Source organism: Sphingobium sp. JAI105 (assembly GCF_015752145.1).
GTDB classification, from domain to species: domain Bacteria; phylum Pseudomonadota; class Alphaproteobacteria; order Sphingomonadales; family Sphingomonadaceae; genus Sphingobium; species Sphingobium xenophagum.
In genome coordinates this window covers 2,835,889-2,858,070 of the sequence record NZ_JADOUC010000001.1, presented here as the reverse complement: position 1 = coordinate 2,858,070, position 22,182 = coordinate 2,835,889, and the positions used below count along the sequence as shown (strand labels likewise).

At 60.7% G+C, this 22,182-nt stretch carries 20 protein-coding genes and 1 pseudogene; 9 read left to right on the top strand and 12 right to left on the bottom strand.

Annotated elements, in window-relative coordinates; translation table 11 throughout:
* The first annotated feature begins 104 nt into the window (after positions 1–104).
* The 8 genes from IWY39_RS13700 (at position 105) to IWY39_RS13665 (ending at position 7,247) form a co-directional block, all read left to right on the top strand.
* Positions 105–530: a hypothetical protein gene (locus IWY39_RS13700; RefSeq protein WP_107126287.1), complete on the top strand. Its 426-nt coding sequence runs from the start codon at positions 105–107 to the stop codon at positions 528–530.
* A 244-nt stretch (positions 531–774) separates the two neighbouring features.
* Positions 775–2,481 carry a hypothetical protein gene (locus IWY39_RS13695; protein ID WP_107126285.1) on the top strand — a complete coding sequence of 569 codons (1,707 nt, stop codon included), beginning with the start codon at positions 775–777 and terminating at the stop codon, positions 2,479–2,481.
* 373 nt (positions 2,482–2,854) lie between these two features.
* Positions 2,855–3,046 (top strand): hypothetical protein, encoded by a 192-nt coding sequence (locus IWY39_RS13690; RefSeq protein ID WP_145169887.1) that lies wholly within the window; start codon positions 2,855–2,857, stop codon positions 3,044–3,046.
* The gene (locus IWY39_RS13685; protein ID WP_107126283.1) at positions 3,039–3,275 is read left to right on the top strand and encodes an RNA-binding protein; all 237 of its coding nucleotides are present in this window, start codon (positions 3,039–3,041) and stop codon (positions 3,273–3,275) included. Before IWY39_RS13690 ends, IWY39_RS13685 begins: the two co-directional genes overlap by 8 nt.
* Positions 3,276–3,350: 75 nt before the next feature.
* A complete protein-coding gene (locus tag IWY39_RS13680) occupies positions 3,351–3,959 on the top strand; it encodes a hypothetical protein (RefSeq protein ID WP_145169885.1) in 609 nt (202 codons plus the stop codon).
* Positions 3,952–5,025: a helix-turn-helix domain-containing protein gene (locus IWY39_RS13675; RefSeq protein ID WP_181316862.1), complete on the top strand. Its 1,074-nt coding sequence runs from the start codon at positions 3,952–3,954 to the stop codon at positions 5,023–5,025. Before IWY39_RS13680 ends, IWY39_RS13675 begins: the two co-directional genes overlap by 8 nt.
* Before the next feature lie 47 nt (positions 5,026–5,072).
* On the top strand, positions 5,073–5,948 hold the full coding sequence (locus IWY39_RS13670; protein ID WP_107126279.1) for an IS1 family transposase: 876 nt from the start codon (positions 5,073–5,075) through the stop codon (positions 5,946–5,948).
* Between the two features lie 531 nt (positions 5,949–6,479).
* Positions 6,480–7,247: a DUF6445 family protein gene (locus tag IWY39_RS13665; protein ID WP_229380792.1), complete on the top strand. Its 768-nt coding sequence runs from the start codon at positions 6,480–6,482 to the stop codon at positions 7,245–7,247.
* Positions 7,248–7,290: 43 nt separating this feature from the next.
* Here the strand turns inward: IWY39_RS13665 and IWY39_RS13660 are convergent, their stop codons facing one another.
* The 6 genes from IWY39_RS13660 to IWY39_RS13635 all read right to left on the bottom strand — a co-directional run bounded on the left by IWY39_RS13660 (position 7,291) and on the right by IWY39_RS13635 (position 13,940).
* Positions 7,291–8,613: an NAD(P)/FAD-dependent oxidoreductase gene (locus IWY39_RS13660; protein ID WP_107126276.1), complete on the bottom strand. Its 1,323-nt coding sequence runs from the start codon at positions 8,611–8,613 to the stop codon at positions 7,291–7,293.
* 70 nt (positions 8,614–8,683) lie between these two features.
* Positions 8,684–10,090 carry an aldehyde dehydrogenase family protein gene (locus IWY39_RS13655; RefSeq protein WP_261376108.1) on the bottom strand — a complete coding sequence of 469 codons (1,407 nt, stop codon included), beginning with the start codon at positions 10,088–10,090 and terminating at the stop codon, positions 8,684–8,686.
* Positions 10,091–10,173: 83 nt separating this feature from the next.
* Positions 10,174–11,451 carry an NAD(P)/FAD-dependent oxidoreductase gene (locus tag IWY39_RS13650; RefSeq protein WP_181316861.1) on the bottom strand — a complete coding sequence of 426 codons (1,278 nt, stop codon included), beginning with the start codon at positions 11,449–11,451 and terminating at the stop codon, positions 10,174–10,176.
* Positions 11,452–11,462: 11 nt separating this feature from the next.
* Positions 11,463–12,332 (bottom strand): GNAT family N-acetyltransferase, encoded by an 870-nt coding sequence (locus IWY39_RS13645; RefSeq protein ID WP_231377526.1) that lies wholly within the window; start codon positions 12,330–12,332, stop codon positions 11,463–11,465.
* A 22-nt stretch (positions 12,333–12,354) separates the two neighbouring features.
* Entirely contained in the window at positions 12,355–12,771 is a 417-nt protein-coding gene (locus IWY39_RS13640; protein WP_107126273.1) for a RidA family protein, read from the bottom strand.
* Positions 12,765–13,940 carry a DSD1 family PLP-dependent enzyme gene (locus tag IWY39_RS13635; RefSeq protein WP_107126272.1) on the bottom strand — a complete coding sequence of 392 codons (1,176 nt, stop codon included), beginning with the start codon at positions 13,938–13,940 and terminating at the stop codon, positions 12,765–12,767. The genes IWY39_RS13640 and IWY39_RS13635 overlap by 7 nt, the downstream gene beginning before the upstream one ends.
* A 108-nt stretch (positions 13,941–14,048) precedes the next feature.
* On the opposite strand from IWY39_RS13635, the gene IWY39_RS13630 reads away from it, so the two are divergent.
* Positions 14,049–14,990 carry a LysR family transcriptional regulator gene (locus IWY39_RS13630; RefSeq protein ID WP_107126271.1) on the top strand — a complete coding sequence of 314 codons (942 nt, stop codon included), beginning with the start codon at positions 14,049–14,051 and terminating at the stop codon, positions 14,988–14,990.
* Here IWY39_RS13630 and IWY39_RS13625 read toward each other — a convergent pair.
* From IWY39_RS13625 to IWY39_RS13600, 6 genes and pseudogenes are all read right to left on the bottom strand, one after another.
* On the bottom strand, positions 14,966–16,450 hold the full coding sequence (locus tag IWY39_RS13625; protein ID WP_229380791.1) for a sulfatase: 1,485 nt from the start codon (positions 16,448–16,450) through the stop codon (positions 14,966–14,968). The two genes, IWY39_RS13630 and IWY39_RS13625, sit on opposite strands and share 25 nt — an antisense overlap.
* A 49-nt stretch (positions 16,451–16,499) precedes the next feature.
* Positions 16,500–17,582: an aldose 1-epimerase gene (locus IWY39_RS13620; RefSeq protein WP_229380790.1), complete on the bottom strand. Its 1,083-nt coding sequence runs from the start codon at positions 17,580–17,582 to the stop codon at positions 16,500–16,502.
* Entirely contained in the window at positions 17,579–18,217 is a 639-nt protein-coding gene (locus IWY39_RS13615) for a sulfatase/phosphatase domain-containing protein (RefSeq protein WP_315897874.1), read from the bottom strand. Before IWY39_RS13615 ends, IWY39_RS13620 begins: the two co-directional genes overlap by 4 nt.
* Complete coding sequence (locus tag IWY39_RS13610; protein ID WP_107126268.1) at positions 18,208–19,620, bottom strand: IS4 family transposase; 1,413 nt, start codon at positions 19,618–19,620, stop codon at positions 18,208–18,210. Before IWY39_RS13610 ends, IWY39_RS13615 begins: the two co-directional genes overlap by 10 nt.
* Before the next feature lie 113 nt (positions 19,621–19,733).
* Positions 19,734–20,804: pseudogene (locus tag IWY39_RS13605) on the bottom strand (sulfatase-like hydrolase/transferase); the annotation flags it as partial.
* A gap of 100 nt (positions 20,805–20,904) precedes the next feature.
* A complete protein-coding gene (locus tag IWY39_RS13600) occupies positions 20,905–21,924 on the bottom strand; it encodes a LacI family DNA-binding transcriptional regulator (protein WP_261377710.1) in 1,020 nt (339 codons plus the stop codon).
* Between the last annotated feature and the right edge of the window lie 258 nt (positions 21,925–22,182).

The following is a 22,182-nucleotide window of genomic DNA, read 5'->3' as shown; positions in this document are numbered from 1 at the left end:
GGAAGAACGCGCTTGGGCGGAAGACACGATGCTCATGCACATGTCTGCCTGTCACGCGCGCGGCGCTCTGCTGGCGAATTATCGCCCTTCCAGGGTTTCGCCAATTGGCTGACAATCTTGCCTTGGAAGAACAGGTCATCCGATCGGCGCGGGTTTTGATGGCTTTCCTCAAGGCGAACCGTAGATCGGAACTACTCGACTACCCCTTCGCCTATTCCTATCCACGGAACTGCTGCGAAAGCGTTTCGATCATCTTCTCCCATCTGCTTGAGGAAAAGTACGGCCTCACCGATGTTAAGATCGTCCGGGGCACCAAACCCGAGAAGTATGAGCATCATTTCTGGGTGCGCACGGGAGGCCTCTTATACGACCTGACCGCCCATCAATTCCCGCAACGGCGACCCATTTTGGGCGTTGTGCAGCATTCCCTGTTCGCATCTTTCCCTGAGCAACGCGACCTGCACGAAACTGATTTCGTCGATCGCGAGGCGGTCGTTGCACTCTACCGCGCCGGCGTCCTGCCGTTCTGACCATGAGACACTCCCAGATAGACGAAAGCGTCCGCGCCGGCTTCGACCTCCTCCACCGGGATCGGCGCTCGCATGGTGCCGCGGTCGTGGCTGGCGGCTCAGGGCCAACGCGCAGCCAGGCGCTCGACGCCGGAAGAGCGGTGACCGAGAAATATGGTTTGGCTTCGAAAAATCCGCGCGGGTTCAGCGTGATTTTTGGCGGGCCGGTCGCGGGCGCAATCTTCCGAAAGGCTGTCTAGAACGGATGCCACATCATATCTTTTTCTCATGGCAGAGCGATGTCCCAAATCCCGTCGGTCGCAGCCTCATTGAGCGGGCGCTCGAACGCGCGATCGGGAAGCTCCACGCTGATGCCGACATCGATCTGGCTGATCGTGAATTGGCGATCGACAGGGACACGCTCGATGTTCCGGGATCGCCACCGATCCTCGACACGATCTTCGGCAAGATCGATCGCGCGACAGCTTTCCTGTCCGATCTGACCTTTGTTGCGACGCGGGCAAATGACAGCCGTTGCCCCAATCCCAATGTCTGCATCGAGCATGGTTACGCGTTGAAGGCGGTTAGCTGGCGCCGGGTGATCGCGGTGATGAATACCGCTTACGGCCATCCTGACGAGCACGAATTGCCGTTCGATCTGCGCCATGCGCGCCGACCGATCTTGTTTTCTTGCCCCGAAGGTGCCGACGCCGAGACCAAGCGTGTGGCGCGCGATGCGTTGACCGGTGCGTTTGTCGTCGCGCTGCGGGCGATCCTGACTGACGACGTGACCCGCGCCGCTGCGGTACTTGCCGAGCCGCATCCACACGACGTTGCCCTGCTGGCCCAAGTTCGCCAGCAGCTAGGCCAAAGCCTCCGCCAATTTCTGCGCCAGCACAATTTCGGCACCCCGTTTCGGCGCGCAATCCTCGACCCGTTGCACGACATGAATGAGGATTGGGTCGGCGCTGCTTTTGAGTTTCACGATGCGCAGCTTCAGGAGAGCTTCGTCTCGGTGCGCGCAGCTGCTGAGTCCCTGGCGTCGCTTGTGTTCGAACGAATTCATGTGATGGACCGCAATCCGGACATGGCATGGCCGAAAACCGATGTAGATCGGGCGCAGGGCATGCAGCCGGAAACGATGCACGCGATTACAGAGCTCAACCGTAGGGCGAGTAGCTTGGGCGACGCGCTCGACGCCTTTGAGCGCCTGGCGCGCGACCGCATCCGTGTCGCGACAGCGCCACCGGTCGCTGAGCCTGATCCACGTCCGGCGCAGGCGATGGAGGCGCTGTCTGCACTCGCACTCGATCCGCAGCTCGGCGCCCTGCCGGAGATCGTCACGCGACCGCGCATGACGGTGCGTCTCGTCCCGCTCGTGGCGACCGAAGGGGGGCGGCTCGATACCGCAGTCGTGCAGCGGGCGCAGCTACTCTTCCCGCCTACGTCGCAGGACCGGGTCGAAACCGACAGTGACGGCCGCCAATGGTGGAGCTGCGGACCTCGCCATCGACCGGCTGAAGGCAACAATCCTGAAACCGGCTGGCGAATGCGCCTGGTGCGACCTGGCTATCTTGAGTTCCAGGCAACGATCGGCCGCAGGATCGACGATGATCCGGACATCCCCATCGATGGACGCCACCTTGAAGGCCAGGTTGTCCGTACGCTCGAGCGAATGGCGCGTATCGCGCTGGAGCTAGGGCTCGAAGGGCCAGCGCTGGTCCAGGTTGGTTTCGACGGGATCGACGATGTTCATCTGTTGCGCGCGCGAGGGGGCGGACGGCGCATGCGTATCCCCGAGCTCGGCCTCCCGGTGCTGACACTGGCCGCGCTCCGACCGCCGCTGGCGGGCGCACTCCACGAGACATTCGACATTTTGTGGCAGGCCGGAGGGTGGCCGGACGGATCACCCTCCTATGGCGGTGATAAATGGGCGGGCTATGCCGATACTCGCAATTATGGCGACGGTTAGTGGCACCAGTGGTTACGTAAAATCTGGCGTGCTGCCTTGGATCAACGCGGAATCGACAGCTGCATGATTTAGTGGATCGCCTTCAGTAATACGCGGTCCAGCTGCGCAAAAATGCGTACAGCCCAACCTTACAAGCCGCACTTGGAACTCATACGCGCGAGCGGTAGAACGGCAACATGGCAGAGCGGGACGAAGATCAGCGGCGACGCGACGAAGAAGACGAGCAGCGCCATTGGGAGGGCGTCGAGGACGAGCGTCGCGCTGAGGAAGAAAGGCAGGCTGCGGGGTAGTGTCTCAGTTTGAATTTTAGCCGATCACCTGTCGCATCCGGCCGCCGCTTCCTATATGCTTAGCGGAAAGCATGGAGGCAGGCGTGGAATATACAGTCAGACGATACGTAGCCGAAAAAATCGTCGGTACAGCGCAGTGGGATGATGTTCCCTTAGATGCCGCGATGATAAAAGTTCAAGATTGGGTAAAAACAGGGTTTGCCGAGAAGGTTGATATTGTCGATCATAGCGGAATGCTATTATTCGCCCACCCGAAGAAGCCTGATAATGCCTAAAGGACCACGCGGGGAGAAGCGCCCAGCCGACGCGATCGGCTTGGCTGTGCTGATCGGCAAGATCGCAACCGGCGAGGTCGAGGATGAGCGCGACGAAAAGCTGTCCAGCGCGGCGGCAGAGATGGGCCGCGCTGGAGGCAAGAAGCGCGCTGAAAATATGACGCCTGAGCGGCGCAAGGAGATTGCGCAGAAGGCGGCAGCTAAGCGGTGGGGGCACCCCAAGGAATAATTCTGGAATAATTTTTATTGTTATGGACAGGATTTTGCCTTACCCTCGCGCGATACGCTGCAACAGGGATCAATTATGCCAATCCGAACCGCTGAAGAGGCACATGCCGATATCGGACATTATTTTGATGGTCTGCGTGAACTTGGTTTGGAGGTTCATCGAGATTTTCAAGAAAAGTGCCGCTTGATCGCACCATTGCTGAATGCCAGCACCAAGGCGTCCATATACAGGCAGATTTTTGTCCGTAAGCTTTACGATTGGTGCGAGGCTGTTTCCGGCGCCCATCTTCATCGTAAGCACCAGCTTATTCTTGTCGGATTGGTAGGGAAGTATTTGTTGCGGGTAAAGAAGTTGCGCGATGGGTTCGCTGTTGCTGTAAGCCCGACCTTCGCTTCGGCGGAGTATGACGCCAATCAGCTTCCCGAGTATGCAACCGATCTTTATCCAAACGCGCCCGAAGCTACGCTTCTTTATCTGGGCTGGAGCGTTCCGGAGAACGCACCGTCTCAAATCAATCTCTATCTTGTCTGCAACAATCCGGAACAGGATGTCCTGTGGGTGATTCCGCTTAACGGCGAAGGCGACGGTCGTGGCATTCAGACAGATATCCCGCTGGACGGAGACGACGAAGGAGTCGGAATCCGTGTTCTGGTGAAGGATGGCGAGCGCAAGGCCAATGGATAAGGTATTTAATGGAAGCCTTCTAACCCTTGCGCGACAGGTTCGCCGAAAAGGGCAGGCTGAACTAGTCGCAGTTCTAGATGGAAGCATTACGCAAGGCACGCTATCTAAGCTTGAGCATGGTCGTATCCAACCGCAGGCAGAGTTGGTTGAAAAATTGGCGTCCGCGCTGCGCGTTCGACCAAGCTTTTTTTATCGAAGTGCATATGTCCGCGAGCCGATGGTTAGCTATCATCGTAAACGGGCGAAGCTTGCCGTTAAAGACCAGGATGCGGTTCATGGGTTGGCCGAGATATTCCGCCTCAATCTCAAATCTCTTCTTTCATCGGTAGAGATAGAACCGACATTGCCGCCACTGCCCGCCATTGATCCGGATGAATATGGCCGCGATGTTGAAGAAATCGCGCGTATGCTTCGGCAGCGTTGGCAGTTGCCAAAGGGGCCAATAGACGATCTTACCAAAATTGCTGAGCGAGCGGGTATCATTATTATTGCCTTTGATTTTGGCAGTGAATTGATTGACGGCTTTTGCCAGCACGCTTGTGACGGACTGCCGCCTATTGTTTTTATCAATTCTAATCAGCCAAAAGATAGATATAGGTTCAGCCTTGCCCATGAAATTGCGCATTTAACTTGCCATCAAACCCCTCATCCTGAACAGGAAATAGAGGCTAATAGATTTGCGTCCGAATTTTTGATGCCAAGTCGTGATATAAAGAACGACTTTGAGCCACACTCTTTGACCAAGTTCATGGATCTAAAACTGTATTGGGGAACCTCAATGCAATCGCTAATGTATAAGGCTTGGCAAATTGGCTCTTTGTCGGATCGTATGTATAAATACTATGTTATTGAAATGTCCAAGCGAGGATTTCGTAAAAGAGAACCGGTTGAAGCCTCACATCTTATTGAAACCCCTTCCACTTTGCGCTCAATTATACGTTCGCATTTGCAAGACCTTGATTACTCTGTTGATGAGTTGTCGGAACTGTTCGGATTGACCAATGAAGATGTTGCCGCGCTTTATCCGATTCCATTGCAGAAGCCTCGCCTCCGCCTAGTTTCGTAGCGAATATATGCTTGCCACTAAGCATAAAAGTTCATATTAAAATGAGTATGAACAAGCTGCCCCACGCCAAGCGCATCCAAATCCTCGCCATGCTCTGCGAAGGGTCGTCCATGCGCTCGATCAGCCGCGTTGCGGACGTGTCGATCAACACAGTGTCAAAGCTGCTGGTCGAGGCCGGGGAAGCCGCGCTTGCCATCCATGACGAAATGGTCCGCAACGTGAAGGCGTCGCGTATCCAGTGCGATGAAATCTGGTCGTTCTGCCACGCCAAGCAAAAGAACGTCGCAACTGCCAAGGCAGCCCCGGAGGGAGCTGGTGACGTGTGGACGTGGACCGCTATCGACGCCGACACGAAGCTGATTGTCGCGTTCAATGTCGGTGGCCGTTCGGGTGAAGATGCCATGGACCTTATGGATGATCTGCGCAGCCGCCTTGCCAACCGTGTCCAGCTAACCACCGATGGCCACAAGGCTTATCTAGAGGCGGTAGAAGGCGCGTTCGGCGCAGACGTGGACTTTGCCCAGCTTGTGAAGTTGTATGGTCCTACGATCACCGCACCGGGCCGTTACAGCCCCGCCGAATGCACCGGGATCAAGAAAATCCGCGTTGAAGGCAATCCCGACATCAAGCATGTCTCCACCAGCTACGTTGAGCGCCAGAACCTCACCATGCGTATGTCCATGCGGCGCTTCACCCGCCTGACCAACGCCTTCTCAAAGAAGCTCGACAACCACATTCACGCGCTGGCGCTTTACTTTGTGTTCTACAACTTCACCCGCATTCACAAGACGCTGCGCATGTCGCCTGCGATGGCTGCTGGCATCACCGATCGCTTGTGGTCGCTGGACGATGTTGTTGCTAAGATCGACGCGATGGCACCGGCTCCTAAGCCGCGCGGGCCGTATAAGAAGCGGGTAGTCTGATCGCCTACCCTAAAAGGGGGAAGCGTGGCTCAGAACAATGCCTATGAATGGGTGATCGTAGAAAGCTATGAGCCCGCGCAAAGCTCTGGGCTTCATGGGCGGGTTCATATCCGACCAGTCCCAGGCCAAGCATATCCGGCAGACATGCACGTCGAATGTTCAAAAAAGCTGAGCCAAGACTACCCGACAGGCACGCGCTTCCGCTTGCGGGCTAAGCTCACCGATCGTGAAGGTGGCGGTGCCTACCTTTACTCCTCATGGCGCTGGCCGTTCGAGGTCATCCCATAAATTCAAACTGAGACACTACCTATGTCTCGCTTGAGTTGACGCCGCAACAGGTCGCGGGTTCATGGCACTTCATGAAGGACATCCGCACCCGCACGACCGAACTGGCCGGTACGCACCGCATGACGGTGCAGCGCGGCGCGAAACAACTGGTGGATGCCTGATCGGAACGACTCTCGCCTTCACGGACTATGTCCCGTCGAGGCGGGGGCTCACTGGACTGGCGCTACTGGCCCAGAGTTGACTTTGGATAACGCTACCAATAGGCAATCCGGGACCGTTCTGGTTCTCGGCTTGCAGGGCGGCGGACCGATCTGGAGGCTGAGAGCAGGCTCGAAAAGGCGGACGACGATCGAACCACAATTGCTCTATGTCGGACGCGAAAAAGTGCCGGTCCTGATTGTCGACAATTATGTCGCCAACCTTGACGCGATTGTCAGTCGCGCGCGCGCGCTGTCGCCATACCCGCAAGCCACGGGTCCTTATCCGGGCGAGCGCCATTTCCTTAAGCCGGGTGATAGCCTGATGGCTGGCTATGTCGGCCCCATGCTGAACATCTTGGCGCCCCTAATCAGCGATGCGTTCGAAGCAGATATTTTGGGGGCCATATCCGCAAGCCTTTCAAGGGTCACGACGCGCCCTGAAAAACTTACGAGATATCAGAGCAACCCTCATTTTGATGACACCAGTGGCAAGATGATCGCCATTTTGCACTATCTGACTCCCACCATGGGCACGGCCCTCTACCGCCATCGCGCCACTGGACTGGAACGAATAACTGAAGACAAGCTCAGCTACTATCTAACCTCCATAGAGCATCTCGGAGCGCGCAAAAATTATATATGCGGGTCGAATGACGACTATGAAATGACCGCCGCCATCACTGGACACCCCGGCAGGATCGCGGTCTACCCAAGCAATGCTCTCCATTCAGGGATGATTCCGCCAGATCACTTCACGGACCAGGGATGTCAGGAAAGACTGACCACCAATGTCTTCATTCGCCTCGCCTAGGCCCTCGCATGGCGGATTCGCGCCACCGCCAGTTGGCACAGGATTATAGCGCGCCGACTTCAATCCTTGTCCCATCGGACCATCGCGACAGCCGATAGGGGTGGGGATCGACGCTGGGCTTGTCATTGGCGATCAGTTCCGCCGCCAGAAATCCGATGCCCGGCCCGACGCCAAAGCCATGTCCCGAACAGCCAGCGGCCAGATAATAGCCGCCAATCCCTTCGATCGGCGAAATGACCGGCACCGCGTCGGGGGTCGAATCGACATAGGCGCCCCACGCCTCATCGACTTCGATGTCCGCCAGCGCCGGGAAACTCGCGCGGACATTGGCCAGGATCGCGGCGATGAATTTCGGATCGGGATCGGGGTCCAGCACCCGGATGTCGGAAAAGCGGCGCTCCTTGGCGGACCACCAGCTCGAAACGGATTCCGGCCCGACGAAAAAGGATTTGCCGACACCCACCTGTACGGCCCGCAGGCGCTTGAGAAACATGGGCATGAACGGCTTGGCGTAGCGCAGGCTCTGGGGCGTCACTTCCAACGTGGCCTTGCCGCTGATCGTCATCGTATAGCTGCCGTCCAGCCTGCGGGTGAGCGCGCAGTCGGGGGTGTAGAGCACTTCGCCGACATTGGGCGCGGGGCGGGAGCGGAGCGCGGTCTGGCGCACGCTGGCCTGGGGAAAGCGCACGCCCAGTGTATGGCAAAATGCTGATGCCCAGGCACCGGCAGCGCACAGGACGGCATCGGCCGCGATAAACCCCTTCTCCGTGTGGACGCCGCTCACGGCCCCATTGGTTACATCGAGCGCATAGGCGGCGCATTGTTGATGGATGGTCGCGCCGTGCGCGCGCGCACCTTCGGCAAGGACAGGCGCGGCCAGCGCGGGTTCCGCCTTGCCATCGCGGGCGGCGTGGATGCCACCGCGCCATTTGCGCTTGGTTTCGGGGAAGGTTTCCGCCGCTTCGCGTGCCGACAACATGCGCGTTTCGACATCAAACAGCCGAGCGACCTCCTGCCACTTTTCCCATTCGGCCAACTGCTTGTCATCATCGCTGGCATAGAGAAGGCCGGTTCGGCGAAAGCCCAGATCCTGACCGATTTCATCGGCCAGCCCGTCCCAGAGCCGCATCGACAGGACCGACAGCGGCATTTCGCGCATGTCCCGATTCTGTTGCCTGCACCAACCCCAGTTCCGGCTGGATTGTTCACAGCCGATATAGCCCTTTTCCAGCAGGGCCACCGACAGGCCGCGCCTGGCGAGATAATAAGCGGTCGCCGCGCCGACGATACCGCCCCCGATGATGACGACGTCGGCGGACCGGGGCAGACTTTCGTCGCTGGCGATCTTTTTGGTTCTGGGGGACATGATGAAGTTCCAGCCTGCGTTCAGTCAATAAGGTGGGAAAGGTTCTGGCGACAGCCCCTTCAGACGTTGGTCATGACGGGCCGTATCCCAATATCGCCTTGGTTTCGAGGCATTCTTCCAGACCGAAAACGCCATATTCGCGGCCATTGCCCGACTGTTTGTAACCGCCAAAGGCGGCATGGGCGTCCCAGGCGGGGTGATTGATGTGCACCTGGCCGGATCGGATGCGGCGCGCGACCCGGCGCGCGCTTTCCAGGTCCGCCGACTGGACATGCCCGCCAAGGCCGTAGACGGTGTCGTTGGCGATGGCGATCGCGTCATCTTCCGTCGCATAGGGGATGATGCACAGTACCGGCCCGAAAATCTCCTCCTGCGCGATGCGCATGTCGGTCGTGACATCGGAAAATATGGTGGGCCGCGTGAAATAGCCCTCGCCCAATCCTTCGGGACGACCGGGACCGCCGCAGACCAGCTTCGCCCCTTCGTCGATGCCGACGCGGATCATATGCTGGACGCGGTCGAACTGCGCCTTGTTGGCAACCGGGCCCAGAACGCTGTCCTGCGCCATCGGATCGCCAACGATCATGGTTTCCGCATGACGGCGGGCCAGCGTCTCCACCTCTTCCAGCCGGTCGACGGGTACGATCATCCGCGTCGGCGCGCTGCACGACTGGCCGACATTGCGCAGAGCTGACGCGACGCCCAACGGCACCACGCGCGCGAAATCGGCGTCGGGCAACAGGATGTTGGGCGACTTGCCGCCCAGTTCCTGCACCACGCGCTTGACCGTTACCGCCGCCGCCTGCGCCACCAATATGCCCGCACGCACCGATCCGGTGATGGATATCATGTCGATGTCGGGGTGCGACGCCATCGCTGCCCCAACCTCTTCCCCGGTGCCGTTGACCAGATTGAAGACACCGGGGGGCGTGCCCGCATCATGCATGATCTGCGCGAACAGCAGCGCGCTCAGCGGCGACAATTCGCTGGGTTTCAGGACGGTCGTGCAGCCCGCCGCGATCGCCGGCGCAACTTTGGCGGTGATCTGGTAGAGTGGCCAGTTCCAGGGCGTAATCAGGCCGCACACGCCAATCGGCTCGCGCACGATCGCGGTCGATCCCTGGTGGGTGATGAACGCATAGTCGCTCAGCGCCTCCATCGCCGCCCGCACATGGGCGATGCCGAAGGGCACCTGCGCGCTGCGCGCAAAGCTGATCGCCGTGCCCATTTCCGTGGTCATCGCGATCGCCAACGCTTCGGCCCGCTCCTCCATCAGCGCCAATATCCGTCCCAGCAGCGCGCGCCGTTCCTCGACCGGGGTCAGGGAAAATGTCGCGAACGCGCGTCTGGCGGCGGCAACGGCATCATCGACATCGGCGTGGGTGCCCATGGCCAGCGAACCGATGACCCTTTCGGTCACCGGGCACAGGATGGCGCTCATCTTGTCGGACGATGATGTACGCCACGCGCCATCAATATAGAATTGGCGATATTCTGGGACGCTCACGCTGATCTGTCCTTATGAAGCTGTTGCCGACAGGCCCGGTATCCGGGACCGTTTCAGTGCAATATGTCCTGCAATTTATAATAGGCGCCGACGAACGGCAGGAACCATGTCGGTCCGAAATGCCCCGGAATGGCCGGCCAGGCGAAATCGCCCCACGGATTGGCAGCGGGGTTGCCGTCCATCACCTCGGCCATGATCTGGCCCATATGGGTCGACATCTGCGTGCCGTGCCCACTATAGCCCATGGAATAGAAGAGACCGTCATGCTCGCCCGCGCGCGGCAGGCGATCAGCCGTCATATCGACCATGCCACCCCAGCAATAATCGATCCGGGTGTCGGACAGGCCGGGGAAAATATCGACCATCGATTTCTGGAGGATGGTCCCGCTCTTCATGTCCGAACGGGGATTGGATCTGGCAAAGCGCGCCCGCCCGCCAAAGAGCAGGCGATTGTCCGGCGTCACGCGGAAATAGCTGACGAAATTGCGCGTATCGGTCGCGTTGCGGCGATGCGGCAACAGGCTGTCTAGCCGCGCCTGCGACAGGGGTTCAGTCACGATCAGAAACGCGCCGACCGGAACGATGCGGCGGCGAAAATAGGATAATGGCCCGACAGCGGAGGTGCCCGTCGCCAGCAGCACCTGCCGGGCCGTGACATCACCCGATGGCGTGGACAGGCGATGGGCGTGGCCGTTCAGCCGCTTCATCCCCGTGACCGGGCTGTCCTCATGCAGCCGGACGCCATGGCGCGCCGCTGCGCTTGCCAGACCATGGACGAATTTACCCATATGCATCGCCGCGCTTCTGGGAAAGATCAGCCCGCCGAAATAGCGGTCGGTACCGACTTCCGAGGGCATATCCTGACGCGAAACCATATAGGCGTCCGGGTCCGCGCCCTGCGCCATCAGTTCCTGCGACCGCGCCAGCTTGTCATAATGCGCGGGTTTCGCCGCCATCTTGAGCTTGCCGACGCGCTTGAAATCGCAGTCGATCGCTTCGTCCCGAACGATCTGCTCGACCGTGTCGACCGCGCTGTTGAAGCTTTGGTAGAGGCGTTTGGCGACATCCGCGCCAAGGCGGCCGACCATGCCGGCATAATCCTGCGCAAAGCCGTTGTTGCACATCCCGCCATTGCGCCCGGATGCACATCCGCCCAGTCGCCCGGCTTCCAGCAGGATGACGCGCGCGCCTTTCTTCGCCAGCGCCAATGATGCGGAAAGGCCGGTAAAGCCACCGCCCACCACTGCCACGTCATAGTCGCCTTCGACCGGCCCTTTTTCGGTGCCAGAAAAGACGGGGGCCGTGTCGTGCCAATAGGGGATAAGTTTCATGAACTGCGCCTTCAACCGAAAGACTGGCTTGCAAGACTATAGGTCCGGGCTTCTCCTGCGACGGCAGGCCGCTGACCCCGGATCATGGTCGTGACGTGGCCGACTTCGGGCAGGCCATTTGTCGTCAGCCAGTCGCCCAGACCGCTATCGCCGCTAATGTCGATCCGCAGAAATGTGCCCGCATGTTCCGCCATGAAATGGTGGATCAGTTGCCGCGCGTCGCCTGCCGTTGCCGCGACGACCGGCCCGACCGCCTGACCAAAGCCAAAGCGCCGGCACATGGCAAAGCCCGTGATCACCCCGTCCCGTTCGATGACTGCGGCGGTGCCGATGCGGCTGAACGCCTCGATCAATCGGGTCCGCGCCGCGCCGAAGGCCTGTTCGTCCAGCCTGACGATGGCGGGCAGGTCGCTTGCCTGCGCCGTTCGCACCGCGCTGTCCGGCAAGGGAGGGACGCTATCCGGCAGCCGGGCCTGATGCTGGTGAACCGTGCTTACATCGCTGAACCCGAAGCGTTCATACAGGCGATGGCCCTCCACCGTCGAATTGAGCAGAAGTGCCAGGTCGCCGGTCGCGTCGAGCATCTGTTCCATCAACGTCCGGCCCAGACCGCGTCCCTGCATGGCGGGCGACACGATGATGATGCCGCAGGTGGCAAAGGCGTCGCCATAGGGCCACCAGAGGATGGAGGCGACGATGGCGCCATCGGCTTCCGCCAGCAGGCCGTGGCCCAGTTCCAGCGCGACGCGCCAGTCATCCTTGCGATATGGCCAGCTGACCGCCTGCGATAGCGCCAACGCGCCATCGAGATCCGGATCCGCGCCGGTCATGGGACGCACGATGATGGAAGGATGGGTGGAAATCGCTCTATCCTCTTTCATGTCAAGCATCAGTTCATCGCCATCAGTTCGCGCAGGCGGCGATGGCGTCAATTTCGACAAGATAGCCATAGTGGAGATGCGGGACGGGAACGACCGACCGGGCCGGGCGAACGTCGCCCAGCAGATCAGCGTAGATGGCATTGAAGCGGGGCCAGTTTTCGATGCCGACGATATAGACCGTCACTTTCAGGAGATTTTCGGCCGAACTGCCGGCTGCCTGCGCCACCGCCAGCAGGTTGCGGATGGCCAGCCGCGCCTGATCGTCAAAATCCGCTTCGGGACGGTGCGTGCCATCAGGGTCGATCGGCAACTGGCCGGAAATATAGGCAAGACCGCCATGCTTGATGGCCTGCGCATAATGACCGCCTGCCGCGGGCGCATTGGCCGTCGTCACGGGAAGCGGGCCGTCGCCCGTCGCGTCGATGCGCGTCATCACCATCCTCCGAACCGGGGCCATACGGCCTCGATCCTGTCGCCCTGCCCGCTGACGACATGATAGCTGTCATGCTGCGCGCCCGTCGCGCAGGCATGGTTGGGCAGGATGCGCAGCCGCGTGCCGATCGGCAAGTCAGGGAGCGACGCCGTCGAACCGGGCCGAAGCGTGATGATGCCATGCTCCTGATTCGCTTCGGACAGGATCAGATCGTCCATAGGCTGGCCGTGCACATCGCAGACAAGGCCATATCCCTGATCGACCGCCTGCTTGGCGGTACCGCGATCGCGCGACATCGCCATCCATCCGGCATCGACCAATATCCAGCCCTTTTCAGGCTGGTGCCCGATCACCGTCGCCAGCACCGACACTGCTATATCGTCGATCGCACAAACGCCGATCCCGGCCATGACCAGATCGAAAAAGACGAACACGCCCGCGCGCATTTCCGTCACGCCGTCCAGCGTTTCGGCGAAATGCGCGGTCGGCGTGGACCCTGCGCTTACGACCGGGCAATCGAAACCCGCTTCGCGCAGCAGCGTGGCGGCCTGAACCACCGCCGCGCGCTCGCCTTCGGCCGCTGCGCGGATCGCATCGTCGCCGATCGCGCCATAGCTTGCCCCGGCATGGGTCAGCACCCCGCGCAACTCGCCGCCATCTTCCAGCGCCTGGGCGATGTCGACCAGCAGCGCGCGATCGCCGGGCAGGACGCCCGACCGATGACCGTCGCAATCAATCTCGATCAGGGCGGGTATCCTGTCGCCCGCCCGGCGCGATGCTTCCGCCACCGCGCGCGCCTGCTCGACCGTGTCCAGCGTGACCGACACGTCGACCCCCGATGCACGCAGGGCCAGCACCCGGTCGATCTTGTCGGGGGAAATGCCCACGGCATAGGTCAGGTCGGTCACGCCAGCGCGTGCGAACTGCTCCGCCTCCTTCAGTGTCGAAACCGTCGCCGGACCCGCTGGCGAGGTCATGACCCGCCGCGCGGCATCGACCGACTTCGCCGTTTTCAGATGGGGCCGCAATTGCACGCCCAGCCGCTCCATTCGCCCGCGCAGCCGCGCGACGTTGCGGTCCATGCGATCCTGATCGAGGATCAAACAGGGGGTGCCAACGGTCCTGAGCGTTTGAGCGCCCGCATCGGCGGCATATCGTGTCTTTTCATCCAACAAGGCTGGTTCCGCTTCACTCTTTAGGGGGCGTGACAGAACAACCAGTCTATGGAATTTCCCTCCGTCTTCAATTAATAGATTCGTCACTTCCAATTAAGGTAAAACTTAATGCTTTCGAGTGAGGATTTCCTGTTCTTCGGAGTCATTGCCGGGTCAGCCTCCCTGGCGGACGCATCGCGTCGGCTCAACGTGTCGGCGCCAGCGGTGACCCAGCGGCTCAAGGCGCTTGAACAGCGCGTGGGCGTACGGCTGATCGAGCGTTCGTCGCGCGGGCTCATGCTGACCGATGAAGGCGAGCTTCTGGCCGCCCAGGGCTCGGCGATCGTCGACGCGATCGAGCAACTGGACAAACGGCTGGGCCAACGGTCGACGAGCGTCAGGGGAAAATTGAGGATCGCCGCGCCCTATGGCTTTGGCCGGGAATTCGTCGCCCCGGCGGTAAGCGAATTCGTCCGGCTGCATCCGGAAGCGACGGTCGCGCTGGAACTGTCCGATCATCCCGCGTCGCTGTCATCGGACAGTTGGGATGTCGTCATTCATATCGGGTCGCTGCACGGGACGACCCGGCTGGTCACGACGCTTGCCCCCAATCGCCGCATCGTCTGTGCGTCGCCGGCCTATCTTCGGGACCATCCCGTCATCAAGGCACCCGTCGATCTGCAACAGTGCCGATGCCTGGCGTTGCGGGAAAATGACGAGGACGTCACGCTATGGCGATTTTCCCGGCCCGACAGCAGCCCCGAAACGATCCGGATCAAACCTTTCATGTCGACGAATGACGGCGCGATCATGCGCGGCTGGGCGCTTGCGGGACTGGGCGTGATCATGCGGTCGGAATGGGATCTTGCCGACGACCTTGCGACCGGCAACCTGGTGCAGATCCTGCCCGACTGGCGCGCGCCCGACGTGGACGTGGTGGCCCTGCTGAGCGCGCGCCATGGCCGCAGCCGCCGCATCACGGCCTTCCTCGACATCATGCGCAGGCATCTGCATCCCGTGCCGTGGCGGGTCATGCGATCGGGCGGCTATTCAGCGCCGCCAGTCCCATAACGCGGCCCCGGTGAGGCTTCGGGCAACATCGCCTTCAACCGCTGGACGATGTGGGCATAGCGTGGATCAGCCGCCAGATTGCGCGTCTCGCCCGGATCGCGATCCTCATCATAGAGTTCCGCGCCCAGCTTGCCCTTCTCCCACTCCGTGTAGCGCCAGCGGGCGACGCGAACGCTGCGACCGCCCTGCACCTGGCTATAGGCGGGCTGCGTCCACGCCTTCGACGCCGGATTGTCCAGCAGTGGCTTCAAACTGTCGCCTTCAAGGCCATCGGGCTTGGGCAGTCCGGCGATCTCCGCGATGGTCGGATAGAGATCGACCAGTTCGACCATCTTCCTCGACACGCGCCGATTGCCTTTCGCGCCGGGCATGTTGATGATCAGCGGCACCTTCACAGACCCTTCGAACAGCATCTGCTTTTCCCACTGGCCATGTTCGCCCAGCAGGAAGCCATGGTCGCTGGTGAATATGATGATCGTGTTGCGATCCAGCCCCAGCGGCTTGAGCGCATCCAGCACGCGGCCGACCTGCGCGTCCATGAAGGATGTGGCGGCGTAATAGGCGCGCACGAAGCTGCGCTGCTGATCGACGGTCAGGTCCAGATTCTGGAAGCCGACCAGTCCGTAGGATGCGGGCAGCACCTTGGCCAGGGCCGCCGGGTCCTCCGGTTCGAACTTGACCTTGTCCAGCGGATACATGTCGAAATATTTTTTGGGCGCGACTTCGGGGACGTGCGGGCGATAGAAACCGGCGGCAATGAAGAAGGGGCCGTCCCGATGCTCTTTCAACATGGCGATGGTTTCGGACGCGACCTTGCCGTCGGTCTGCTCCTCATCCGTCCCTTCATCCGCCAGGAAAGCAAGCGCGCTGCCCAGCCGCCCGGACGGATGCGGGTTGAGGATAGTCATCCGGCCATCCCGCTCATTGATCTTGTCCCGCCCGGCAGGATTGACGACCCGGTCCCATGATGGCGTGTCGTCAGGCCCGCTGGTCCCGATGTCGCCGGGCACGCCCTGATGATAGATTTTGCCCACGCGCCCGGTAAAATAGCCATTCTGGCGGAAATATTGCGGCAGGGTCACGACGCCGGGCAAATTGTCCCGAAACTTGGTTTTCAAATCCCAGACGCCGGTGGTGTCGGGCCGTCGCCCGGTCAGGAACGAGGCGCGGCTCGGCCCGCACCAGGGATATTGCGAATAGGCGTTGGCAAAGTTCACGGATCGCTTCGCCAGCCGGTCCAGATTGGGGGTCTGGACGGGCTTGAAGCCGGTCGCGCTGGTCCGGGTGTTCAGATCGTCGGCGATCAGGAAAAGGACGTTCATGCGCTGCTGCTGCGGGGCGGCCTGTTCCGGCGCGCTGGTCCGGGCGTCAACGGGCTGCGACATGGCGCAGGGGGCCAGCGCCAGCATTGCCGCCTGCACCCACAAACCCGCCCTCTGCCTGCGCTGCCTGCTCATCATGCTTCCCTGATCCCTTCTGCCGCAGGACGAACGCACGCCCTGCCATAAACTACAAACGAATGTCGGCGGAGAACGCCCATGTGAAACTCTGTCCCGGCGACAGCAGCACGACGCCGCCATCGGACAGCGCATTCTGCCGCCCATACCATGGCTCTGGACTGAAAAAGCCCTTCTCGACATTGCCCCAGAGATTGAAGGCAACGACATCGCGCTCCGCCGGACGCCGCGACTGTTGCATGATCATGATCGATCCCACGCCAGGCTGCGTCAGCGTAACGGCGGGGCGACCTCGAAAGCCCGACCAGAGCAGAGGAAGTGCCGTTTCGGTACCGAGCGAGGACAGCGGCGCTGCTTTAAGGGGGCCGACCGCGCCTGTGCCTGCGGGCCGTCCATAGGCGTCCAGCAAAAGCCGCCCTCGCCCATCGGCGCTGATCCTTGCGTCGGCAGCGTCGCCCTGCCCGCCAAGCGGCAAGGCGAAGGTGATGTGATTGCCGATCGAAAAGGGCATCGCCACATCGCCAGGGTTCGTGACCTGATGGGTGACGCTGATCCGGTCGCCACGCAGCGCGTAGGTGATCGACAGGCGAAACGGGAATGGGAACAGCGCGCGGCTTTCGGGCGTGTCGCGCAACGCGATCGTGACGCTCTCCCCGCTCGCCACCTTTGGCGGGGTAACGACCGACCATGCGCCATTTTTGGCAAAGCCATGGATCGGCATCGGCCACAGCTTCCCCTGCCATTGCCAGCCGGCGGCCTTGTCAGCCTTGCCCTGCGACGGATCGGCGGCGAAGGTGCGTCCCGTTGCAGGCCACATCACCATCGCCTTGCCCGCAAAGCCGGGCAGCGGGCAGAAATCCATGCCGCGATAGAGAAGTTCATGGCTCTTGCCCGCCCGGCGCAGCTGCAACCCGACCAGTTGTCCACCCAGCGTCGGGGCGATCACGGCCGTTAGGCGCGACCTTTTGGGCTGGAGGCGGATCAGCGTCGCCGACAGGCGCTGGTCCAGGCATCCCGGTCCGTCCTGCGCCGCCATGGCAGGCGCGGCTGCAAGCGCCGCCGCCGCCGCCATGGCCAGCCCCGCCCGGCGCGGCGGGCACGTCACCGGCGGCACATCAGGCGTCCGTGCCGTCAATCCTTGATTCCCGCATTCGCATTCGCTTCCGGCGAGCCAAGCACCGGGAACCGAACGAACGCCTTGCCTTCATCATGCGCGCGCTGCTTGGCGACGCTGTCGGGCAAGACATTGTCCTTCCTGTCCACGCGATTGGGTTCCACCAGCCAGCTGTCCGGAAAAGGCGCAGCGCCGGTTCCCGCGCGGTTGCGCCGCACGCTGCCGATGGCGTTGCGTTCGCCATAGGGAATGGCGTGGCGACCGTCGCGATTGGCCAGTTGCTGGTACAACGCCTTGCGCAGATCGACCTTGGCCTGAAGATAGGCCGGATCGTCGATCAGATTGTGCATCTCGTCAGGATCGCGCGCCAGATCATAGAGTTCGTCGGTGTCGTAGACGCCGTAATATTGGATATATTTCAGGTTATCGCGCTGAATGGCGAATGTACCCGGCGTCATTGGATAGGCCCATTCCCAATAATATTCATAGGTGAAGTCGGGCGCCTTCCAGTCCTTGTCCGCGACCTTGCCGGTAATGAGCGGCCATGCGCTGACCCCTTCGAACTGCGCTGGCTTCTCGACCCCGGCCAGGTCCAGAAAGGTCGGCGCATAGTCGAGATTGCGTATCCGCCCGGTGTTGCTTGCTCTTACCCACAAGTGCCTGCTGGGGGCCTCGAGATTCGAGCTCCCTCAACGAGATCGGCGAGTCGCGTCATTCCTCTCCATATGACGGTCGTGCCGGGTGGTGGGTCAGACGCGCGGTCCAGGTAGCCTCCGAGCCTTGCGACGGCTCTGACATAGAATGCGAGGTTGCGGGATGGCGCGCGTCTCAACTTTGGCGTCGAGCTATCGAGAAGGTTGCGCTCCGTTTCGGTGAAGACGGCAGCAGGCGTGGCCTCTGGAGCCTCACGAGCCAGGATCGTCAGCCATGACACGCGCCAGGCAACGACGCAGCACAAGGCGATACAATTGGCCAAGCGGTTGATCGTAGTCAGGCGAAGTTCTTCGATCCGGCACCCGGTTTTCAGGGTCCGGAAGAATGTCTCGATCTTCCAGCGCTTGGAGTACCAGTCAAGCTTATGCACGGCATCGGCGTGGTTTTTGACAGGCAAATTAGTTATAAGCTTCCAGTGAATCCGTTCGCGATCTTCCGGCGGATTGAGTTCTTCGGCATGGATGATCTGAAGCTCTTGGTTTATGTATTTCTTCTGTTTTCCGATTGGAGGCCGGACCGTCATTGTTGCATATCGTATCGATAGCACTGCCCGCTGCTCCTTGCCTTTCGCATCGCGGAATTGGATCTCGTGGGTCCCGCTGCACGGCGTCCTTTCCATAACTTGGGCGATGGTCGTCTTGCCATCTTGAGCCAGGCGGTCGACGCAGCTGCGCACGAGGAATTTGGTACCGAGCTCTTCAGCCAAGCAATAAAGCTCGTAAATGTCGCTTTCGCGGTCTCCGATATGTACACATCGCCCCGGCTCTCCAGCCAATTCGGTAGACCGGCGCAAATTATCAAGCCAACGGATACTTTCCTTTTGATCGATGGGAATTCGGGTCAAATTGACCCTGCGCTTGAGCTCTGCAGTTCCCTTGAACTTGGAGCGTGACCAGAATTTCGCCGCCGTGAGACCCAACGGCAGTCCATCTGGCGTAATCGCAAGGCTGACATGCATCAGAAGGCCGCAGATCGTGAACTTCTGGAACCGGCCATCCTTCAACTTGCGACCAGTCGAGCTTTTCGTAAATCCGATCTTATCCGGATCCGCGCGCTTGAAATTGAATTCGGTGGTGTCCTGCAAGATGAGGATCGGACCTTCGGTTGCCTGAATGCGCAAGGCGGATGCTGCAAAATGCCCTTCCAGGATTTTGTCTTCGCTCACGTTCTCGTTCGAGAGGAACCGGTAGGCGGCCTTAGTATTCGACCAGTCCTGAAAAGCCGTCGGCAGAGATTGCCCAGGGCGCTGTTCAAGTGCTTCAAGCATCGCTCCAAGTCGTCGGTTCAGCCGCGCATCACCCAAATTGGTCTCGGCCGTTTCCTTGTCCACCCAGCTATGTTCCATCCCGGCACCTCACTATCCAAAGGTGCCGGAGAATGAATCATGGGTGATTCCAGCCACGCAATGGGCGCGCGGCAGGCCGAATCACGCACGCGACCACTTGTGGGTAAGAGCAAGCCGGTGTTGACCACACCGGCCGGCACCGTCCCCGGCTCATACATGACCATCGGCACGCGCACCGACGCCTGATAGGCAGTCCGCTTGTCGATCAGGCCATGATCACCGATCTGAAACCCGTTGTCGGCGGTAAAGACGACCAGCGTATCCTTTTCCAGCCCGTTCGCCTTCAGATAGTCGGCAATACGACCAACACTGTCATCGACCGCAGCAAGCGCGCCATAATAATAGCGCAGATATTCGGTCATCTTCATATCGGTGTTGAAGAAGAAATCGATGCCGTGCCATGTGTTTCGCTGGTTATAGACCCACATCGGCTTGCCCTTGTAATTTTCGGGCGTGTTGGCGGCGCTGGCCGGAATCTTGAAATCGGTCCGATCGTACAGATGGCGGTAGCGCGGCGGCGGCAGAGGGTCCGAATGGACCGCCTTGTGGCTCAGATACAGGAAGAACGGCTTGCTCTTGTCGCGTTCCTTTTCCAGCCAGTTCATGGCGTAGTCGGTCAGCTCATCGGTAATATAGCCTTGCTGCGCGACCTTCTTGCCATCGACGTTCCACATCGTCGTTTCGCCGCCCTGCACGGCTGCATCGGGATCGCCGCTCGCAGGATAATAGCTCCCCTGCCCCCGGAAACTGACCCATTTGTTAAAGCCCGGACGCGGCGTGTCGACGTCGTTGCCCATATGCCATTTGCCGATGAAGGCGGTCTGGTAACCCGCCTTCTGCAGATAGGACGGGAAGAAGGTCAGTCCGGCTTCCGACGAATTCGCATTGTCGACGATGCCATGGTTGCGCGCGGTTTCGCCCGTCAAGATGGTCGCGCGGCTGGGGCTGCACAGCGATGACGTGACCACCGTATTGGGAAAATAGGTGCCGCCCCGCGCCAGCCGGTCGATATTGGGGGTTCTGAGTTCCGGCTGCAAAAAGCCCATGCCGTCATAGCGCAGGTCATCCAGCAGGATGAAAACCACGTTCCGCGGCTTGCGCGCCGGTTCGGCCTTGGCGGGACTGGCCGCCTTTTGCGCGGGGCGCGCGGACAGCAGGGTCGCGGGGCATGTCGCCAACACCATACCCGCCGCCAGCAACCCGTATAGACGCAGCCTCTTCATGACCCCTCCAATCTGTTTAGAGCGGTAATATCGCAATTGGCAGCGCTGTCAATGTCGCGCCTTACATGTCCTCGCCATGCACCTCGGCAGCCGCTCCCGGTTGCGTGGACCCACGGATGATGAGTTCGGGCACCAGTTCCTCCAGCGCGTCGGCATGGCCCAGAAGGACGGAAATGGCATTGCGCGCCATGCCCGGAATTGGCTGCCTCACTGTCGTCAACGGCGGGTACATGGTGCGACTGCCCGGCGAATCGTCGAAGCCCGCAATCGCTATGTCGCGGGGTATGTCCAGGCCGATCTGCCGCGCCGCCGCCATCGCGCCCAGCGCCATCGCATCGTTGGTGGCGAAAATGGCGTCGGGCGGTTCAGGCAAGGCCAAGAGCAGCTCGGCGGCGGCCTTGCCGGACGCGAAGGTGAAATCCCCCTTCACGACATAGTCGGCACGATAGGGCAGGCGCGCCTGGGCAAGGGCGGACCGATAGCCCGTCACCCGTTCGCTGGCGGCGGCCTTGTCGAACGGCGGCGCGATGAGGGCGATGCGCGACTTTCCCGTTGCAGCGATATGCGCCACCATTTCGTGGCTGACGTCCGTGTCCCTGACAGGAACGATGTCGCCATAGCCCGTCAGGGTGGACGCGACCCTGACCAACCGGGTTCCCTTGCTCTCGATCGCCCTGACGATCGCGGCGTCGTTGCTGAGCGGCGGGACCAGCATGATGCCGTCCGGGCGCAGATTGGCCGTCACCCGCTCGACCAGCCTCTCCGCAGTCTCGTCCTGATCCCTTACCTCGACCACGAGATGATAATTGCGCAGACGACATTCGGTCGATGCGGCCACCAGCATGCTCGTCTGATAGCTGCTGAAAACGTCGCTCAATATGAAGGTGATCAGGAAGGATCGGCTGGCCGCCAATTGCCGCGCCGCCAGATTGGGGCGATAGCCAAGTTCATCGATAGCCTTCATGACCCGGTCCTTCATGGCCGGGCGGACATGGGCTTCATTGTTGAGAACTCTGGAGACGGTTTTCATGCCGACGCCGGCCTTGGCCGCCACATCATAGATCGTGACCAAAAATCTCACCTCATTACGGACTGTCGCTCGGCGAACGGCCTATGGCAGCAGTTGGGCAGATGCAAATGTCATGATGTAGCGCAACCACGGAGTGCGACTCCATCAAGGCGGCACGGGTTTCATGGCCGCTATAGTTAGCGTTAAAGCGGGGCAGGCATGCCACGCTTGCGCATCGGGATGACGATTACCCCGTACCCGCCATCCGGGGCCATGCCCGGCAGGCTCAAAAGAAAAGGCCGCCCCGATCGAAATCGCGGCGGCCCATTA